Below are 15,624 nucleotides of genomic sequence, written 5' to 3'. Positions count from 1 at the left end.
CGTCGTGATCGCCGCGTCGGCGCCGAGCGCGGCCCGCAGGGTCTCGACGGCCTCCGGCACCACCTCGCGACCGATCCCGTCGCCCGGGATCACGGCCAGGTCGATGCTGCGGGTCACGTCGCGGGGCTCCATTCGCATACGGGCCGAGTGAATGTCCAGGCGACATCCAGGGTGCCGGGCGGCCCCGGATTTCCGGGGCTCGCGAGAGGGTCCCAGCCTATCCCGCGCCGTCCCCGGCCTCGGAGATGAGACAGGCCTCACCAACCGGGCTTAGCGTCAGGCCGTACCCGGGAACACTCCCGGAACGAGATAGGAGCTGACCATGGTGGTAGGTGGAGTCCTGCTGTTCGTCGTCGGCGCGATCCTCGCGTTCGGCGTCTCCTTCGCGGTGCCGGGCGTGAGCATGCCCATCATCGGGGGGATCCTCATGGTGGCCGGCGTCGTGCTGTTCATCGTCGGCCTGGTCGCGATGATGCGCCGCCGAGGAGCCACGACCGTCGAGCGCACCGCCGTCGACCCGGCCACGGGCAACTCGGTGCGGAGTTCGTCGACCGACGTCGACCCGCCGGTCTGAGCGGACGAGCGGGTCGAGGAGCCGCGGTGTTCCTCGACCCGCTCGCTCCTGGACCGCCCTATGCCTCGACGATGTCGATCTCGCGCACGTCGTCCGCGTCGATGGCGCCGCGCACGCGCTCGAGCACGTCGTCGGGCACCGGCGAGTCGACCGTCACGATCGTCAGAGCCTGCCCGCCAGCGCTGCGCCGGGCGATCTGCATGCCGGCGATGTTGACGCCCGCCTCGCCGAACTCGCGCCCGTAGGCCGCGACGATCCCCGGCCGGTCGGTGTAGAGCATGACGACGTGGTGCTCCGCGATCGGCACCTCGATGTCGTACCCGTTCAGGCCGATGATCTTCTCGACCATCTTGGTACCCGACAGGGTGCCCGACACCTCGACGGTCGTGCCGTCGGAGAGCACGCCGCGAAGCGTGGTCGTGTTGCGGTAGTCCCTGCTGTCCTCGGCGGTCGACAGGCTCGACGCGATGCCGCGCTGCTCGGCGAGCAGCGGCGCGTTCACGTACGACACGTTCTCGGTCACCTGGTTCGTGAAGTAGCCCTTGAGCGCCGCGAGCCGGTAGACGCTCACGTCGTAGGCGGCGAGTTCGCCGCGCACGTCGATCTCGAGGTCGGTGAGCGCGCCGTGTCCGGCCACCGCGGCGAGGATCTGGCCGAGCTTCTCGACGAGCGCGATGCCCGGGCGTACGAACGGGTCGATCGCGCCGCCGGCGACGTTGACGGCATCCGGCACCAGCTCGCCGCCGAGGGCGAGCCGCACCGAACGCGCGACCGAGACGCCTGCCTTCTCCTGCGCTTCGTCGGTGGAGGCGCCGAGGTGCGGGGTGACGACGATGTTCGGGGCCGCGGTGAGCACGTCGTCGGCCGGGGGCTCGCTGGAGAAGACGTCGATGCCCGCGCCGGCGATCTGACCGTCGCGCAGCGCCTGGGCGAGAGCCGCCTCGTCGATCAGGCCGCCGCGGGCCACGTTGACGATGTACGCCGTCGACTTCATCGCGGCCAGCTGCGGCCCGGCGATCATGCCCGTCGTCTCGGGCGTCTTCGGCATGTGGATCGTGATGAAGTCGGACTCCGCGAGCACCTCGTCGAGGCTCACGAGCCGCACCCCGAGCTGCTGCGCGCGCGCCGCGGTGACGTACGGGTCGTAGGCGATGACCTCCATGCCGAATGCCTGCATGCGCTCGGTGATGAGGGCGCCGATGCGGCCGAGACCGATGATGCCGAGGGTCTTCTCGAACAGCTCCGTGCCGGTGTACTTGGAGCGCTTCCACTCCCCCGCCGCGAGACTCGCGTGCGCGGCCGGGATGTGGCGGGCGAGACTCAGGATGTGCCCGATGGTCAGCTCGGCGGCGCTGATGATGTTGGAGGTCGGCGCGTTCACGACCATGACGCCGGCCTCGGTCGCCGCCTTGATGTCGACGTTGTCGAGCCCGACGCCCGCGCGCGCGATGACCTTCAACTGCGGGTTCGCGGCGATCGCCTCCGCATCCATGCGGGTCGCCGATCGGATGAGCACGGCATCCGCCCCCGCGAGCGCCGCGAGCAGCGCCGGGCGGTCGGTGCCGTCGACCGACCGGATCTCGAAGTCGGGCCCGAGGGCTTCGACGGTGGCGGGAGACAGTTCTTCGGCGATCAGCACGACCGGCTTGGCCACGGAGGATCCTCTACGTAGGCGAAAGGGGTGACGCCAGCCTACCGGGGCGCGCGGGGGTGCCCGGACCGCCGGGCGGGTCCCGTCCGGCGGGCGACTGAGCCGCGCCTCAGAGCAGGAACGGGGCGAGCGCGATCCCGGCGATGGTGAGCGCGTTCGCGGCGCAGAGCCCCGCGCCCAGCAGGATGGTGCGCAGCACGGGGGTGCGCGCTCGGCCGAGGAGCAGCCCCCCGACGTAGAGCGCGACCGGGATCGCGACCGCCACGATGAGCAGCCACCACGGCGTGCGTCCGCCGACCTGTGCGGGGTACTCGACGAGATCGGAGACCGCCCAGAACAGCGGACCGGCGTACAGGATCGCGAAGGCGACCGCGATGATCCAGGTCGCCGTGCGACCGGCCGGGGCGGCGGCCGTGTTCTGCTCGTCGCTCATCCGGCCAGCCCCAGGAGCACGGGCCACGGCAGCAGCAGGCCGACGCCGAGCGCGAACCACCCGGCCCGCAACGCCGGCCGATCGCGGGTGAGCGCGATCACCGCCGCGAACCAGATCGGGGCGGCCACCATCGCCGTGAACTCGCCGAACTGCCACACGACCTCGGGAAAGAGGTCGGCCGACGGCGCTGCGGTCAGCTGCACCGAATAGATCCAGCCCACCGTGATGGCCAGGTACAGGATGCCGAACACGACCGCCAGCGCGGCGCCCGGCACGTCGCGCGGCGTCGCCGGCGGCTCGAACTCCTGGTCCTCGTCGTCGCCGGCCGACTCCAGCGTCGACTCCTCGGCCGGGTCGGGTGCCGCGAGCCGCGGACGTCGGCGGCCCTGCTCCTCGTCGCCGGCCCAGGTGAGCGCCTCGTCGTCGACGTCGCCGCCCTCGGGCGTCGGGTCGGTCGGACTGGCCACGTCCCTATCGTTCCACTCCCGCGCCCGACCGGCTCACGCCCGCACGGCCGCCAGCGCCAGCTCGACCGATGCGTCGAAGGTCGACTCCCGCTGATCGGAGGTCATGCTCTCCTCCGGACCGATCACGTAATCGCTGACGGTGCAGATGGCGAGCGCCTCGACGCCCTCCGCAGCCGCGACGTCGTAGAGTCCCGCGGCCTCCATCTCGATCCCGAGCGTGCCGATCGCGGCGAGCGCCTGCCCGAGCTCCGGGCGCGGATGGTAGAAGGCGTCGGAGCTGAAGACCGGCCCGACGTGCACCCGCGCCCCCGACACGGCCGCGGCGTCGGCGGCGGCCCGCAGCAACGGGTACGCCGGCGCGTGGCTCAGCCCGACGCCGGGCACACGGAAACCGCTCATCGCGCTGTCGGTGTGCGCACTCGAGGCGATCACGACATCCCCGAGCCGCGCGGTCTCCGGCTGCAGCGAGCCCATCGTGCCCACTCGCACGATGCGCCGCACCCCGTAGAACCGGGCGAGCTCGGTCGCATAGATCGCGAGCGACGGCATGCCCATGCCCGAGGCGAGCACCGAGACCGGCTCGCCGCGGTAGCCGCCGGTGAACCCCAGGATGCCGCGCACCTCGGTCACGAGCCGCGGCTCGTCGAAGAAGCGCTCCGCGATGCGGCGGGCGCGGCGCGGGTCGCCGGGCATGAGCACGTGGGGGGCGATGTCGCCCGGTTCGGCGGCGATGTGCGGGGTGGCCATGGGGTCACGCTACTTCGGTGCGAGAGGATCGAGCCATGGCGGTCGTCGTGCTGGTGGGCGAGGGGGATGCCGCCCGCGCGGCGCGCACCGCCCTCGACCGGGAGCCCGGCTTCGAGGTGATCGCCGCCTCGCCCGCGCCCCGCGACTCCGGCACCGCGGCGTTCGTCGAGGGACGCACCTTCGACCTGCTGCTGGAGGCCGACCTCGTGCTCGACGCGAGCGGGGATGCCGCCACCCGCTACCTGGCCAACGACGCGGCGGCCGTGCGCGGCATCCCGCTCGTCTGGGTCGACACCGCGGCCGGCGAGGTCGGCGCCGCCTTCGACGAGCGCGGCGTCGACTACCGCGATCTGCACGCGCCCGACGCGCCGGTCGCCCCCACCGACGCACCGGCCGACGTTCTCGGCGGGTCGGCGGCCGAACTCGCGGCGGCCGTGCTGGCCGATCCCGGGATGGCGGGCACGGTTCGCGCCTGGGACGGCGCGACGCTGCAGCAGCGGCGCTACGCCCGCGACAGCGCCGTCGCGCGACCCGGGTCGCTCGAGGAGCGCACGACGATCCCCGAGCCGGACGACGCGAGCTCGATCTCCGCACCCGCGCTCGCCAAGCTGCTGGCCGGCGCGACGACGCTCGGCATCCACGAGCCGGTCCCGACCCTGCTCGACGTGCGCGAGGCGCCCGAGGTGTCGTTCGTCTCGCTGCCGGGCGCGGTGCACATCCCGATGGGCGAGCTGCCGGCGCGCATCGGCGAGCTCGACCCGACCGCGCCGCTCGTCGTGTTCTGCCACCACGGCGTCCGCTCGTCGCGCGCGCTCGGCCTGCTGCAGAGGGCCGGCTTCACCCGCGCGCGGCACCTCACCGGCGGGATCGACGCGTGGGCGGTGCAGGTCGACCCGTCCCTGCCGCGCTATTGAACAAGCCGCCCGGGGCGACCTCGTCGTACCGGTCCCAGACCAGGTCGACGAGGACATCCGGCGGCTCCTCGTCGGCCGCGAGCAGCGGCGCGGTCACGAGGTCCGCGGCGCCGCTCCGGGCGAGCTCGGCGAAGTACCCCGGGGCGAGCAGATAGCTCGCGACGAGCACCCGGCCGCCATCGGCGCGCGCCGCCGCCGCGGCATCCGAGACCGCCTGAGCGAGCGCGGGCGAGGCCGCCGAGATGAACCCCGGCCGCACGGCGACCCCGAGCCGGCGGTCCAGCGAGGCGGCGACCGCACGACAGTCCTCGACCGCGCGCCGGTCGCTGGAGCCGGCGCAGGCGAGCACGACGCGATCGCCCGATGCGAGACCCGCGGCGATCAGCCGGGATGCCAGGAGCCGCACGAGGCGATCGTCCGGCCCTAGGGCGCGAGCCACCCGCACCGGCCGATCCGCGCCGCGGGCGCTCCGGGCGAGATCCACGTGCACGTGGTACCCGGCGGAGAGCAGCAGCGGCACGACGACCGCGGGGCGGTCCCGCTGCAGGGCGGCGAGGACGTCATCGACATCGGGGCGCTGCACGTCGACGAATCCGCCGAGGACGGTGACGTCCGGGCGACGGCGCGCCAGGGCCGCGACGAACGTCGCCACCGCCCGCTGCCCCGACGGCGACGACGTGCCGTGCGAGATCGCCAGCAGGGCGGGGGCGCTCACATGCTCACCTCGACCCACCCGTCGGCGATGCGCACGGGATAGGTCGGCAGCCGCGGGGCGTCCGTGCTCAGACACTCACCGGTACGGAGGTCGTAGATCTCCTTGTGCAGCGGGGAGGCGAGCGTCGGGCGATCGCCGCGCGACCCGACGATGCCGCGCGCCATGACCGGCGCGCCCGACGTCGGATCGCGATGCCCGACCGCGTAGACGACACCGTCGGTGAGCACGAGGGCGATCGGCTCCCCGTCGAGCAGGACCGCCTCCCCGTAGTCGGGCTCCAGCTCGTCGGCCCTGCAGGCCCGCATCCAGTCCGTCATGACCCGAGGGTAGAGACGCCGGGTTTCGTCCGCTGTGCACGCGTGTTTCGGGGTCGTGACGTGATCCTCACGACCGGAGGCCGCGCCGGTGCGGGCCGGTTGATCTGGCGGTTACATCGCGGCAACTGCCGCGAAACGGCCGCTCCCTATCGTCGCCGTGAGACCGGGGAGGAATCGCCATATGGATCGATCCGGCGGACGACGCATCGTGATCGTCGGCGCGGGGCCCGCGGGCCACCGGCTGGCCGATGCGCTCGCGGCGCGAGCGGGAGAGGAGGCGCGCATCCTGCTGATCGGCGAGGAGGAGCATCCGCCCTACGACCGGGTCGCGCTCAGCCGCCGGCTGAGCGGTCCGGTCGACCTGGCGCTCCGGCCCGCCGCCGCCTGGGATCACCGGCTCACCGTGCTGCGCGGGCGCCGAGTCGTCGCCGTCGACGCGGAGTCGCGCACCGTCCGGCTCGACGACGCGGCGGAGGAGAGCTACGACGAGCTCGTGCTGGCGACCGGCTCGCGGGCGACGATCCCCGACATCCCGGGCGCGGAGCAGGCCCGGGTGTACCGCACCATCGACGACGTGGACCACCTCCGCGAGGAGATCGGCCGGCTGAGAGCCGCGCTCGGGCGACCGCCGCGGGTCGTGGTCGCCGGCGGCGGCCTGCTCGGACTGGAGGCCGCGGGCGGGGCGGCCATGCTCGGCGCGGATGCGACCATCGTCCACTCCGGCCGGTGGCTGATGTCGTCGCAGCTCGACGAGGGCGGCGGTCAGGCACTCGGTCGGCTGATCGCCTCGCGCGGGATCGCGCTGCGGCTCGGCGTCCGCCCGGTCGCGATCCACGAGGCCGCCGCCGCCCGCCGCGTACTGCTGACCGACGGCTCCGAGCTCGAGGCCGAGCTCGTCGTCTTCGCGATCGGGATCACGCCCCGGGACGAGCTGGCGCGGGCCATCGGCGCCGCACCCGGCCCCCGGGGCGGCGTCGCGATCGGCGACGACTGCCGCACCAGCGTCGAGCACATCTGGGCGATCGGCGAGGTCGCCAGTCATCGGGATCGCAGCTACGGCCTGGTCGCCCCCGCGAACGCGATGGCCGAGGTCGTCGCGGACCGACTGCTCGGCGGCACCGCCGAGCTCGGCGAGATCGACGAGGCGACCCGGCTCAAGCTGGCCGGCATCGAGGTCGCGAGCTTCGGCGATGCGACCGCGCGCACGTCCGGCGCCCTCGAGGTGGTCTTCGCCGACCCGGCCCGCGGGCTCTATCAGAAGGTCGTCACGACCGGCGACGCGCGCACGCTGCTCGGGGGGATCTTCATCGGCGATGCGGCGCCCTACGCGGCGCTGCGACCCCTCCTCGGGCGCGAACTCGACCACGAGCCGAGCGCCTACCTCTCGGCGGCGGGAGCCCCCGCGGTCGATACCCGGCTGCCGGATGACGCCCTGCTGTGCTCCTGCAACAACGTCACGGTGGGCACCGTCCGCGACGCGATCGGCGGCGGGGACGGCGCCGACCCGTGCCACGAACTCGGGCCCCTCAAGACCTGCACGCGAGCCGGCACCCAGTGCGGCTCCTGCGTGCCGCTGCTGTCCAAGCTGCTGGGTCAGGAGCTCGCGGCCGCCGGCCTGGAGGTCTCGCGGGCCATCTGCGAGCACATCCCGCTGTCCCGGCGCGAGCTGTTCGAATCGGTCAGGGTGCTCGGCCTGCGCTCGTTCGACGAGATCATCGGGCGGCTCGGGTCCGGGACGGGATGCGACCTCTGCAAGCCCGCCGTCGCCTCGGTGCTCGCGAGCCAGCACCAGGAGTACATCCTGGACGGCGGTCGCGCCGCCCTGCAGGACACCAACGACCGGGCCCTGGCCAACATGCAGCGCGACGGCAGCTACTCGGTGGTGCCGCGCATCCCCGGCGGCGAGGTCACCCCGCAGAAGCTCGCCGTCATCGCCGAGGTCGCCGCCGACTTCGGGCTGTACACGAAGATCACCGGCGCCCAGCGCATCGACCTATTCGGCGCGAGCCTCGACCAGCTGCCCGACATCTGGCGCCGGCTCGTCGAGGCGGGCTTCGAGTCGGGTCACGCCTACGGAAAGGCGCTGCGCAACGTGAAGAGCTGCGTCGGGTCGACCTGGTGCCGCTTCGGGGTGCAGGACTCCGTCGCGATGGCGATCCGGATCGAGCTGCGCTACCGCGGGCTGCGTTCCCCGCACAAGCTGAAGATCGGCGTCTCGGGGTGCGCGCGCGAGTGCGCGGAGGCGCGCGGCAAGGACGTCGGCGTGATCGCCACCGAGTCGGGCTGGAACATGTACGTCGGCGGCAACGGCGGCTTCCAGCCGGCGCATGCGCAGCTGCTGGCGAGCGATCTCGACGACGAGACGCTCCTGCGCTACATCGACCGCTACCTCATGTACTACATCCGCACAGCCGATCGGCTCCAGCGTACGGCGCGCTGGATGGAGGATCTGCCCGGCGGCGTCGATCACGTGCGCGAGGTGGTGGTCGACGACAGTCTCGGCCTGGCCGAGGAACTCGAGGCCGGCATGGCCCGCCATGTCGGCACCTACGAGGACGAGTGGGCCGCGACCCTGGCCGACCCCGAGCGCCTCCGGCGCTTCCGGAGCTTCATCAACGACCCCGATGCACCCGACGTGGGCCTGCCACGCGTCGAGGAGCGCGAACAGCACCGGCCGGCGCGCGAGGACGAGCTCTCCGACGGCCGGGTCCTGCTCGGCAGCCGGATCGCCGTGCGAGAGGGCGCCTGATGGATCCGGCGGCGGGGCGGGTCTGGATCGTCGGCGGCGGCCCCGGCTCGAGCGATCTGCTGACCGTCGCCGCGGCCCGCGCACTGCGGGAGGCCGACGTCGTGCTCTATGACCGGCTCGGACCGGTGGATGAACTGCCGTCACTCGCCCCCGGGGCCCGCCTCATCGACGTCGGCAAGCGGCCCGGTCATCATCCGATCCCGCAGGAACGGATCGAGGCACTCCTTGTGGAGCACGCCCGCGCCGGCCGCCGGGTCGTGCGGCTCAAGGGCGGCGACCCATACGTGCTGGGCCGCGGCGCCGAGGAGGTGCTCGCCTGCCGGGCCGCCGGGGTCGAGGTCGAGGTCGTCCCGGGCGTCAGCAGCGCGTTCGCCGTGCCCGCCGAGGCCGGCATCCCGCTCACGCATCGCGAGGTCAGCCGGATGTTCACCGTCGTCTCCGGGCACGAGCCGCTCTCCGACGACGACCTGGCCCGGCTGGCCGGTCTCTCGGGCACGATCGTGGTGCTCATGGGCGTGGCGACCCTGCCGTCCACGGTGTACGGCCTGCTACGCCAGGGCGCCCCTCCCGCGCTGCCGATCGCGATCCTGGAGCGCGGCTACCGGCCGGACCGCCGCGTCACGGCGGGCACGCTCGCGACGATCGTGGTGACCGCGGCCGTCGCCGGCGTCCGCTCACCGGCCGTGATCGTCATCGGCGAGGTCGTGCGGCTCATGCACGTCGCACCCGACGCGCACGACGAGCACCTCGACCTGATCCGCGCCATGGCGGCGTCGGGATGACGGATCCCGTCGAGGGCCCCGTAACCGCCTTCCGCGCCGACCAGCTGGTCGGGTTCCGGATCGGCGTGACCTCCGACCGGCGCTCACACGACCTCATCGACGCCTTCGAGCGGCGGGGCGCGATCGTCCAGCACGCGCCGACCCTGCGCATCGCCAATGCGGAGGAGGACGGTCCGATCATCGACGACACCCGGGCGATCATCGAGGCGGAGCCCGAGCTGCTGCTGGCCAGCACGGGCTACGGCGTCCGGCGCTGGTTCGAGGTCGCGGACGCCGCCGGGCTCGGCGACGCCCTCGTCGGTGCGCTTGCCGATGCGGCGGTGCTCGTGCGCGGCCCGAAGGCGCGCGGCGGCATCCGGGCGGCCGGGCTCGACGACAGCGGGATGAGCGAGATCGAGACGACCGAGTCGCTGGTCGACAAGGCGCTCGCCGAGCATCCGGCCGGCCTCACGGTGGCGTACCAGGTGCACGGCTACACCGATGAGGCGCAGCTCGACCGACTGCGCAAGCGATTCCGGCTGCTGACGGTCGCGCCGTACCGCTGGGCGACGATCGGGAGGTCGGACGAGCGCGTGCAGCGCATCGTCGAGGCGGTCGCGACCCGGCAGCTGGACGCGATCACGTTCACGAGCGCTCCCGCCGTCGACGGCTTCCTGTCTGCGGCGGAGGGTCTCGGCGCGCTGGATCCCGTGCTCGCCGCCCTGCGCGGCGACGTTCTCGCCGCCGCTGTGGGACCGGTGACCGCCGCACCGCTCCTCGCGGCAGGGATCCGGCCGCTCCAGCCCGAACGGTTCCGGATGGGGGCCCTCATCCGGCAGGTCTGCGAGCACCTCGAAACGGCGCGGATCGTGCGCGTCAGCACCGGGGCGGGCGAGCTGGAGCTGCGCGGACAGGCGGTGACGCTCGCCGGTCGCACCCATCGGCTAGCGCCCACGCTGCTCGCCCTGCTGCGAGAGCTCGTGCGGGCGCCCGGCGCGGTGGTCACTCGCACGCAGCTGGCGGCGGCGCTGCCGGGCGATCCGGACGACCATGCCGTCGAGGTGGCGCTGAGCCGGCTGCGGGCGACCCTCGGGGCTCCGGAGCTCGTGGCCACCGTGGTCAAGCGCGGGTATCGCCTCGCCGTCTGACGTCGCCGGGATCCTCTCGAGGTCATCCCCCCGCCGCATCGAGCAGCGACTGGATCCGGTCGTGGCAGGTGCCGCATCCCGTGCCGGCCCGCGTCCGGGCACCGACGGCCTGGATCGTGTCCGCTCCGTCGGCCGCCGCGTCGAGGATCGCGCCGCCGGTCACGCCGTTGCAGGTGCAGACCCGCTCGTCGGCCGACGGCGCCGTCGACACGGTCGGTGCCCCCTGCGCCTCGAGCGCGAGGAGGCTGAGGGGGGTGGCGGCGAGCGCCCCGCCGCGCTCGAACAGCAGCGACAGTTCCGCGCCGAGCCGCGGCAGGCCGGCGCACACGAACCCGGTCAGCACGTCGCCGCGGATCACGAGCTTCGCGTAGGCGCGACGGGCCGGGTCCGACCACGTCGCGACGTCGACGTCGTCGTGCTCCCACGCCTCCGGGCCCACCTCGCCGGCTCCGCTCACGTTCACGCCCTCGGCCTTGAGCATCACGACGGCGCGGGATTCGCGGGGCAGGAGCCCGGCGCGAGGAGCTCCGGTCGCCTCCGCCGCGAGTGTCGCGGCGAGCCAGTCGGCCTGCCGCCATCCGGGCCCGATGAGGCCGGACGGCGCACCGGGCACGGTCCGATCCGTGGCATCGGCCGGGCGGGACGCGAGCTGCGCGCAGTCGCCGATCGCGTGGATGTCGGGGTCGGCCCAGCTGCGCAGTTCCTCGTCGACGAGGATGCCGCCCGAGACCGGCAGCCCGGCCGCGATTGCGAGCTCCGAGCGCGCCGTCACGCCGCAGGAGAGCACCAGGAGATCGCCGTCCAGCTGCGACCCGTCGGCGCAGACCAGCGCCTCGAAGCGCCGCTCGTCGTCCGAGGAGAGCAGCAGGGACTCGGCGCGGCGGTGCGCGTGCATGTGGACGCCCGCGGTGCGAGCGGCCGCGGCGAGCACCCGCCCGGCCCCGGCATCGAGGTTGCGCTCCATGGGCACGGCCGCGTGATAGACGACGTCGACCGACGCGCCCTCCTCCCGCGCGGCGAGGGCGAACTCCATGCCGAGCACCCCCGCGCCGAGCACCACGATGCGACGCCCGGCCTCCACCGCGTCGCGCACGAGCTCCGCGTCGCGCAGGTCGCGCAGCACCGCGACGCCGGGCGGCATCGCCCCCTCCGCGCGGTCCAGCTCGGCGGCGCGCGCGACCGCGGCGCCGCGGGGCCGGCGTGCCCGCTCCAGGCCGGCGAGCGTGGGCACGTTCGCCCTCGCTCCGGTGGCGAGCACCAGCCGGTCGTAGCCGACCTCGGCGCCGCCCTCCAGCAGCACGATCTGCCGGCGGCGGTCGACGGCGACCGCCGCCGCCCCCAGCCGGACGTCGGCCCCGTGCTCCCGGGCCGAGGCGGCATCCGGCAGGTCGAGGCGCTCGCGCTCGGTGCGTCCGACGGCGTACTCGGCGACGAGCACCCGGTTGTAGGCGGCGTGCGGCTCGGCGCCCACGAGGGTCAGCACCACCCGGCCGGCACCGACCGCCGGGAGCATGCCCTCGGCGAAGCGCGCCCCGACCGGGCCCGCACCGACGACCACCACCCGCATCGCCCCGCTCATGAAACGCTCACCGGTTCCACCCGCACGGTGGTGCGCTTGAGCTCCGGCATGCCGGAGAGCGGGTCGGTCGCGGCGACCGTCACGAGGTTCGCGCTCTCGTCGTGCGGGAAGTGGAAGGGCAGGAACACGGTGTCGAGCCGGATGTCGGCGGTCACGTTCACGCGGCAGACCACCGCCGCCAGAGCGCCGCGCACGGATGCCAGGCCGCCGTCGACGAGCCCGAGCCGGGCGGCGGTGGCGGGATGCACCTCGAGCCGCGCCCCGGGCGCCGCCGCCCGCAGCTCCGGTACCCGCCGCGACTGCGTGCCCGACTGGTAGTGCTCGAGTAGTCGACCGGTGACGAGGGCGATCGTGCCGTCGGCGACCGGCTCGGCAGCGCGCGGCCGCACGACGACCAGGCGAGCCCGTCCGTCGGAGTGGGCGAACCGGTCCAGGAACATCCGCGGTGTGCCCGCCGAGCCGACCGGGAAGGGCCAGTAGGCGGCCACCTCCGTGTCGAGGAGCTCGTGGCTGAGACCGGAGTAGTCGGCCGGCCCTCCCCGGGAGGCGCGGGCCAGCTCGTCGAACACCACGGCCGGGTCGACGGGGAACTCCGACGGCGAGCCCAGGCGCCGGGCCAGCTCGGCCAGGATCCAGAGTTCACTGCGCACGAGCGGGGGCGGGGCGAGCGCCGCTCGGCGCCGGATGACACGGCCCTCGAGCGAGGTCATGGTGCCCTCCTCCTCGGCCCATTGCGGCACGGGCAGCACGACATCGGCGAGCTCGGCCGTCTCGGAGAGGAAGAAGTCGCACACCACCAGCAGCTCGAGGCGCTCGAGGGCGGCGCGGACGCGCCCGGCATCCGGGGCCGAGACCACGACGTTCGAGCCGTGCACGAGCAGGCAGCGCACCCGGCCGGGCCGCCCGATCTCGTCGAGCAGCTGCACCGCGGGCACGCCGGGGCCCGGGATGGACCCGGGGTCCACCCCCCACACCTCGGCGACCATCGCTCGCGCGACCGGATCGGAGATGGAGCGGTAGCCGGGCAGCTGATCGGCCTTCTGGCCGTGCTCCCGGCCGCCCTGCCCGTTGCCCTGCCCGGTCAGCGTCCCGTAGCCGCTCGCCGGCGACCCGACCAGCCCGAGAGCGAGCGCCAGGTTGATCGCGGCGGTCGCCGTGTCGGTGCCGTCGACGTGCTGCTCGACACCGCGGCCCGTGAGGATGTAGGTGCGTCCGCCCGCGAGCCGCCGGGCGACTCGGCGGATATCGTCAGCCGGAACGCCGGTGCGGGCCTGCACGGCCTCCGGCCACCACGCGTTCACGCTGCGCCGGACCTCCTCGAAGCCGGTCGTGCGGTCGCGCAGATAACCCTCGTCGGCCAAGCCCTCCTGGATCACGACGTGCAGCAGCCCGAGCAGCAGGACGAGGTCGGTGCCCGGCACAGGCTGCAGGTGGATGCCGCACCCGTCGGCCGTGAGCCGGGCGGTCGCCGAACGCCGCGGATCGACCACGACGAGTCCCCCGGCCGCGCGGGTGTGCGCGAGGTGCGCGACGAAGGGCGGCATGGTCTCGGCCACGTTGCTGCCGAGCAGGAGGATCGTCTCCGCGTCGTCGAGATCCGTCACCGGGAACGGCAGCCCGCGGTCGACGCCGAAGGCGCGATTGCCGGCCGCCGCGGCGGACGACATGCAGAACCTGCCGTTGTAGTCGATGCGGCTGGTGCCGAGGGCGAGCCGGGCGAACTTACCGAGCAGGTACGCCTTCTCGTTGGTCAGGCCTCCCCCGCCGAAGACCGCGACCGAGTCGGCCCCGTGCTCACGCCGCGACGCCGCCAGGCATCCGGCGATCCGGTCGAGGGCGGTGTCCCAGTCGGTCGGAACCAGACGCCCGCTCTCGTCGCGCATGAGGGGCTCGACGACGCGGTCGCGCGCGACGAGGAGCTCGGCGGAGGTCCAGCCCTTCTTGCACAGCCCTCCGCGATTGGTGGGGAAGTCGCGCCCGACGACCACGGGCGCCGCCGGCGCGGCCCGGGGCTCGAGCGACATGGCGCACTGGAACGCGCAGTAGGGGCAGTGCGTCGCGGCTGCCGGCATCGCACCTCCCGGGACGTCGCCGGCCGGAACCGGGGCTCTCATGCCCGCCCGCTGCGCAGGTACAACGCGGCCGTGGCGATCATGAGCACCAGGTAGGCGATGCCGATGCCGGCGATCGCGGTCGCATATCCCCCGGTGGCGGTCGTGGACAGGCCGAGCAGCTGCGGGATGACGAAGCCGCCGTAGGCACCGACCGCGGAGATGATCCCGAGCGCCGCCGCGGTCCGGCGCTGGGTGCCGACATCGCCGGATCGGTGACTCGCGTCCTCCACGCCGGCCCGCGCCGCGAACACGGTCGGGATCATCCGGTACACGGAGCCGTTGCCGATCCCGGTCGCGACGAACAGCAGCAGGAAGCAGCCGAGGAACTCCCCGAAGGTCCCGCGGCCGAGCACGAGGATGAGGCCGCCGGCGCCGAGTGCCATGATCGCGAACGCGATCACCGTGATGAGCGCGCCCCCGAACCGGTCCGCGAGGCGGCCCCCGAACGGCCGCGCGACCGAGCCGACCAGCGCGCCGAGGAAGGCGAGTGAGATCGCCGTGCTGCCGACCTCGATGCTCGAGAACCGCGGGAACTGGTCGACGATGAGTTTCGGGAAGACGCCGGCGAACCCGATGAAGGAGCCGAACGTGCCGATGTAGAGCAGTGCCAGCACCCAGAGGTGCGGCTCGCGCACGGCGCGCAACGAGGCCGCGAGGTCCGCTCTGGTGTGCGAGAGATTGTCCATGAAGCGCCAGGCGCCGACCACGGCGACGACGATCAGCGGCACCCAGATCCATCCGGCGAGCGGCAGATTCACAGCGGTGCCGGCGCCGATCGTGACGGCCACGGGCACCACGAACTGCGCCGCCGACGCCCCCACGTTGCCGCCCGCGGCGTTGAGGCCGAGCGCGAAGCCCTTCTCCTTCTGCGGGAAGAAGAAGGTGATGTTGGCCATCGAGCTGGCGAAGTTGCCGCCGCCGAAGCCGGAGAGCGCTGCGACGAACAGCATGACGCCGAACGGCGTCGCCGGACTCGAGACGCACACCGCCAGCGCGACCGTCGGGATCAGCAGGAGCGCCGCCGAGATCATCGTCCAGTTGCGGCCGCCGATCCGGGGCACCAGGAACGTGTACGGCAGCCGCAGCGTCGCCCCGACGAGGCTCGGCATCGAGATCAGCCAGAAGACCTGACCGGCGTCGAACGCGAAGCCCGCCGCCGGCAGCTGCACCACGACGATGCTCCACAGCTGCCAGACGATGAAGCCGAGGAACTCGGCGAAGATCGACCACGCGAGGTTGCGACGGGCGATCGTACGGCCCCCGGCAGCCCACTGCGCGGGGTCCTCGGCGCGCCAACCGTCGATCCACCGCCCCGGCCGATGCACGAGCCCCGCGGCGTCGGCGTCCCGGGGTGGAATCCTCTCGGCCGGGGGCGGTGCCGGCGTGGCTTCCGTCGTCGTCATCCCGAGGCTCCTCACTCGTGCGGACGACGCGGCGCGTCGTCACGACCGACGC

14 protein-coding genes are annotated in these 15,624 nt (G+C 73.7%); 5 read left to right on the top strand and 9 right to left on the bottom strand.

Going from position 1 to position 15,624, the window contains the following annotated elements; genetic code table 11:
- Positions 1 to 322 precede the first annotated feature (322 nt).
- Positions 323 to 574 carry a DUF6458 family protein gene (locus ABD285_RS07690; RefSeq protein ID WP_344201678.1) on the top strand — a complete coding sequence of 84 codons (252 nt, stop codon included), beginning with the start codon at positions 323 to 325 and terminating at the stop codon, positions 572 to 574.
- Between the two features lie 58 nt (positions 575 to 632).
- Here the strand turns inward: ABD285_RS07690 and serA are convergent, their stop codons facing one another.
- The 4 genes from serA to deoD all read right to left on the bottom strand — a co-directional run bounded on the left by serA (position 633) and on the right by deoD (position 3,872).
- Complete coding sequence (gene serA, locus ABD285_RS07685) at positions 633 to 2,228, bottom strand: phosphoglycerate dehydrogenase (RefSeq protein ID WP_284253146.1); 1,596 nt, start codon at positions 2,226 to 2,228, stop codon at positions 633 to 635.
- A gap of 106 nt (positions 2,229 to 2,334) precedes the next feature.
- A complete protein-coding gene (locus ABD285_RS07680; protein ID WP_344201675.1) occupies positions 2,335 to 2,658 on the bottom strand; it encodes a hypothetical protein in 324 nt (107 codons plus the stop codon).
- A complete protein-coding gene (locus ABD285_RS07675) occupies positions 2,655 to 3,125 on the bottom strand; it encodes a hypothetical protein (protein WP_284253147.1) in 471 nt (156 codons plus the stop codon). Before ABD285_RS07675 ends, ABD285_RS07680 begins: the two co-directional genes overlap by 4 nt.
- Before the next feature lie 33 nt (positions 3,126 to 3,158).
- Positions 3,159 to 3,872 carry a purine-nucleoside phosphorylase gene (gene deoD, locus ABD285_RS07670; RefSeq protein WP_284253148.1) on the bottom strand — a complete coding sequence of 238 codons (714 nt, stop codon included), beginning with the start codon at positions 3,870 to 3,872 and terminating at the stop codon, positions 3,159 to 3,161.
- Positions 3,873 to 3,907: 35 nt separating this feature from the next.
- Between deoD and ABD285_RS07665 the strand changes: the two genes are divergently transcribed.
- Entirely contained in the window at positions 3,908 to 4,786 is an 879-nt protein-coding gene (locus ABD285_RS07665) for a rhodanese-like domain-containing protein (protein WP_344201670.1), read from the top strand.
- Here ABD285_RS07665 and ABD285_RS07660 read toward each other — a convergent pair.
- Together ABD285_RS07660 and nirD are read right to left on the bottom strand one after the other, a co-directional pair.
- Positions 4,728 to 5,501, bottom strand: a complete 774-nt coding sequence (locus tag ABD285_RS07660) for a sirohydrochlorin chelatase (RefSeq protein ID WP_284253150.1) — start codon at positions 5,499 to 5,501, stop codon at positions 4,728 to 4,730. The genes ABD285_RS07665 and ABD285_RS07660 overlap by 59 nt on opposite strands.
- Positions 5,498 to 5,818 carry a nitrite reductase small subunit NirD gene (nirD, locus tag ABD285_RS07655; RefSeq protein ID WP_284253151.1) on the bottom strand — a complete coding sequence of 107 codons (321 nt, stop codon included), beginning with the start codon at positions 5,816 to 5,818 and terminating at the stop codon, positions 5,498 to 5,500. The genes ABD285_RS07660 and nirD overlap by 4 nt, the downstream gene beginning before the upstream one ends.
- A 181-nt stretch (positions 5,819 to 5,999) precedes the next feature.
- Between nirD and nirB the strand changes: the two genes are divergently transcribed.
- The 3 genes from nirB to ABD285_RS07640 are packed head-to-tail and all read left to right on the top strand — an operon-like array spanning position 6,000 to position 10,476.
- Positions 6,000 to 8,567, top strand: coding sequence for a nitrite reductase large subunit NirB (nirB, locus tag ABD285_RS07650; RefSeq protein ID WP_344201663.1), 2,568 nt, complete (start codon positions 6,000 to 6,002; stop codon positions 8,565 to 8,567).
- Positions 8,567 to 9,349 carry a uroporphyrinogen-III C-methyltransferase gene (gene cobA / locus ABD285_RS07645; RefSeq protein WP_284253152.1) on the top strand — a complete coding sequence of 261 codons (783 nt, stop codon included), beginning with the start codon at positions 8,567 to 8,569 and terminating at the stop codon, positions 9,347 to 9,349. Before nirB ends, cobA begins: the two co-directional genes overlap by 1 nt.
- Positions 9,346 to 10,476 (top strand): uroporphyrinogen-III synthase, encoded by a 1,131-nt coding sequence (locus ABD285_RS07640; protein WP_284253153.1) that lies wholly within the window; start codon positions 9,346 to 9,348, stop codon positions 10,474 to 10,476. Before cobA ends, ABD285_RS07640 begins: the two co-directional genes overlap by 4 nt.
- A gap of 22 nt (positions 10,477 to 10,498) precedes the next feature.
- Here ABD285_RS07640 and ABD285_RS07635 read toward each other — a convergent pair whose 3' ends face one another.
- The 3 genes from ABD285_RS07635 to ABD285_RS07625 are packed head-to-tail and all read right to left on the bottom strand — an operon-like array spanning position 10,499 to position 15,572.
- Positions 10,499 to 12,055, bottom strand: coding sequence for an FAD-dependent oxidoreductase (locus ABD285_RS07635; protein ID WP_344201659.1), 1,557 nt, complete (start codon positions 12,053 to 12,055; stop codon positions 10,499 to 10,501).
- Positions 12,052 to 14,127, bottom strand: a complete 2,076-nt coding sequence (locus tag ABD285_RS07630) for a molybdopterin oxidoreductase family protein (protein ID WP_344201656.1) — start codon at positions 14,125 to 14,127, stop codon at positions 12,052 to 12,054. The genes ABD285_RS07635 and ABD285_RS07630 overlap by 4 nt, the downstream gene beginning before the upstream one ends.
- A 38-nt stretch (positions 14,128 to 14,165) precedes the next feature.
- Positions 14,166 to 15,572 carry an MFS transporter gene (locus tag ABD285_RS07625; protein WP_344201653.1) on the bottom strand — a complete coding sequence of 469 codons (1,407 nt, stop codon included), beginning with the start codon at positions 15,570 to 15,572 and terminating at the stop codon, positions 14,166 to 14,168.
- Between the last annotated feature and the right edge of the window lie 52 nt (positions 15,573 to 15,624).

Source organism: Pseudolysinimonas kribbensis (assembly GCF_039531715.1).
Taxonomy (GTDB): domain Bacteria; phylum Actinomycetota; class Actinomycetes; order Actinomycetales; family Microbacteriaceae; genus Pseudolysinimonas; species Pseudolysinimonas kribbensis.
The sequence above is the reverse complement of the archived record's forward strand: the minus strand, read 5'-3'. Positions and strand labels throughout refer to the sequence as shown.

Excerpts from the sequence above, each read along its gene's own strand:
- ABD285_RS07690 (WP_344201678.1), top strand. The coding sequence starts at position 323 with ATGGTGGTAGGTGGAGTCCTGCTGTTCGTCGTCGGCGCGATCCTCGCG.
- ABD285_RS07680 (WP_344201675.1), bottom strand. The coding sequence starts at position 2,658 with ATGAGCGACGAGCAGAACACGGCCGCCGCCCCGGCCGGTCGCACGGCG.
- deoD (WP_284253148.1), bottom strand. The coding sequence starts at position 3,872 with ATGGCCACCCCGCACATCGCCGCCGAACCGGGCGACATCGCCCCCCAC.
- ABD285_RS07665 (WP_344201670.1), top strand. The coding sequence starts at position 3,908 with ATGGCGGTCGTCGTGCTGGTGGGCGAGGGGGATGCCGCCCGCGCGGCG.
- nirD (WP_284253151.1), bottom strand. The coding sequence starts at position 5,818 with ATGACGGACTGGATGCGGGCCTGCAGGGCCGACGAGCTGGAGCCCGAC.
- nirB (WP_344201663.1), top strand. The coding sequence starts at position 6,000 with ATGGATCGATCCGGCGGACGACGCATCGTGATCGTCGGCGCGGGGCCC.
- cobA (WP_284253152.1), top strand. The coding sequence starts at position 8,567 with ATGGATCCGGCGGCGGGGCGGGTCTGGATCGTCGGCGGCGGCCCCGGC.
- ABD285_RS07640 (WP_284253153.1), top strand. The coding sequence starts at position 9,346 with ATGACGGATCCCGTCGAGGGCCCCGTAACCGCCTTCCGCGCCGACCAG.
- ABD285_RS07635 (WP_344201659.1), bottom strand. The coding sequence starts at position 12,055 with ATGAGCGGGGCGATGCGGGTGGTGGTCGTCGGTGCGGGCCCGGTCGGG.
- ABD285_RS07630 (WP_344201656.1), bottom strand. The coding sequence starts at position 14,127 with ATGCCGGCAGCCGCGACGCACTGCCCCTACTGCGCGTTCCAGTGCGCC.
- ABD285_RS07625 (WP_344201653.1), bottom strand. The coding sequence starts at position 15,572 with ATGACGACGACGGAAGCCACGCCGGCACCGCCCCCGGCCGAGAGGATT.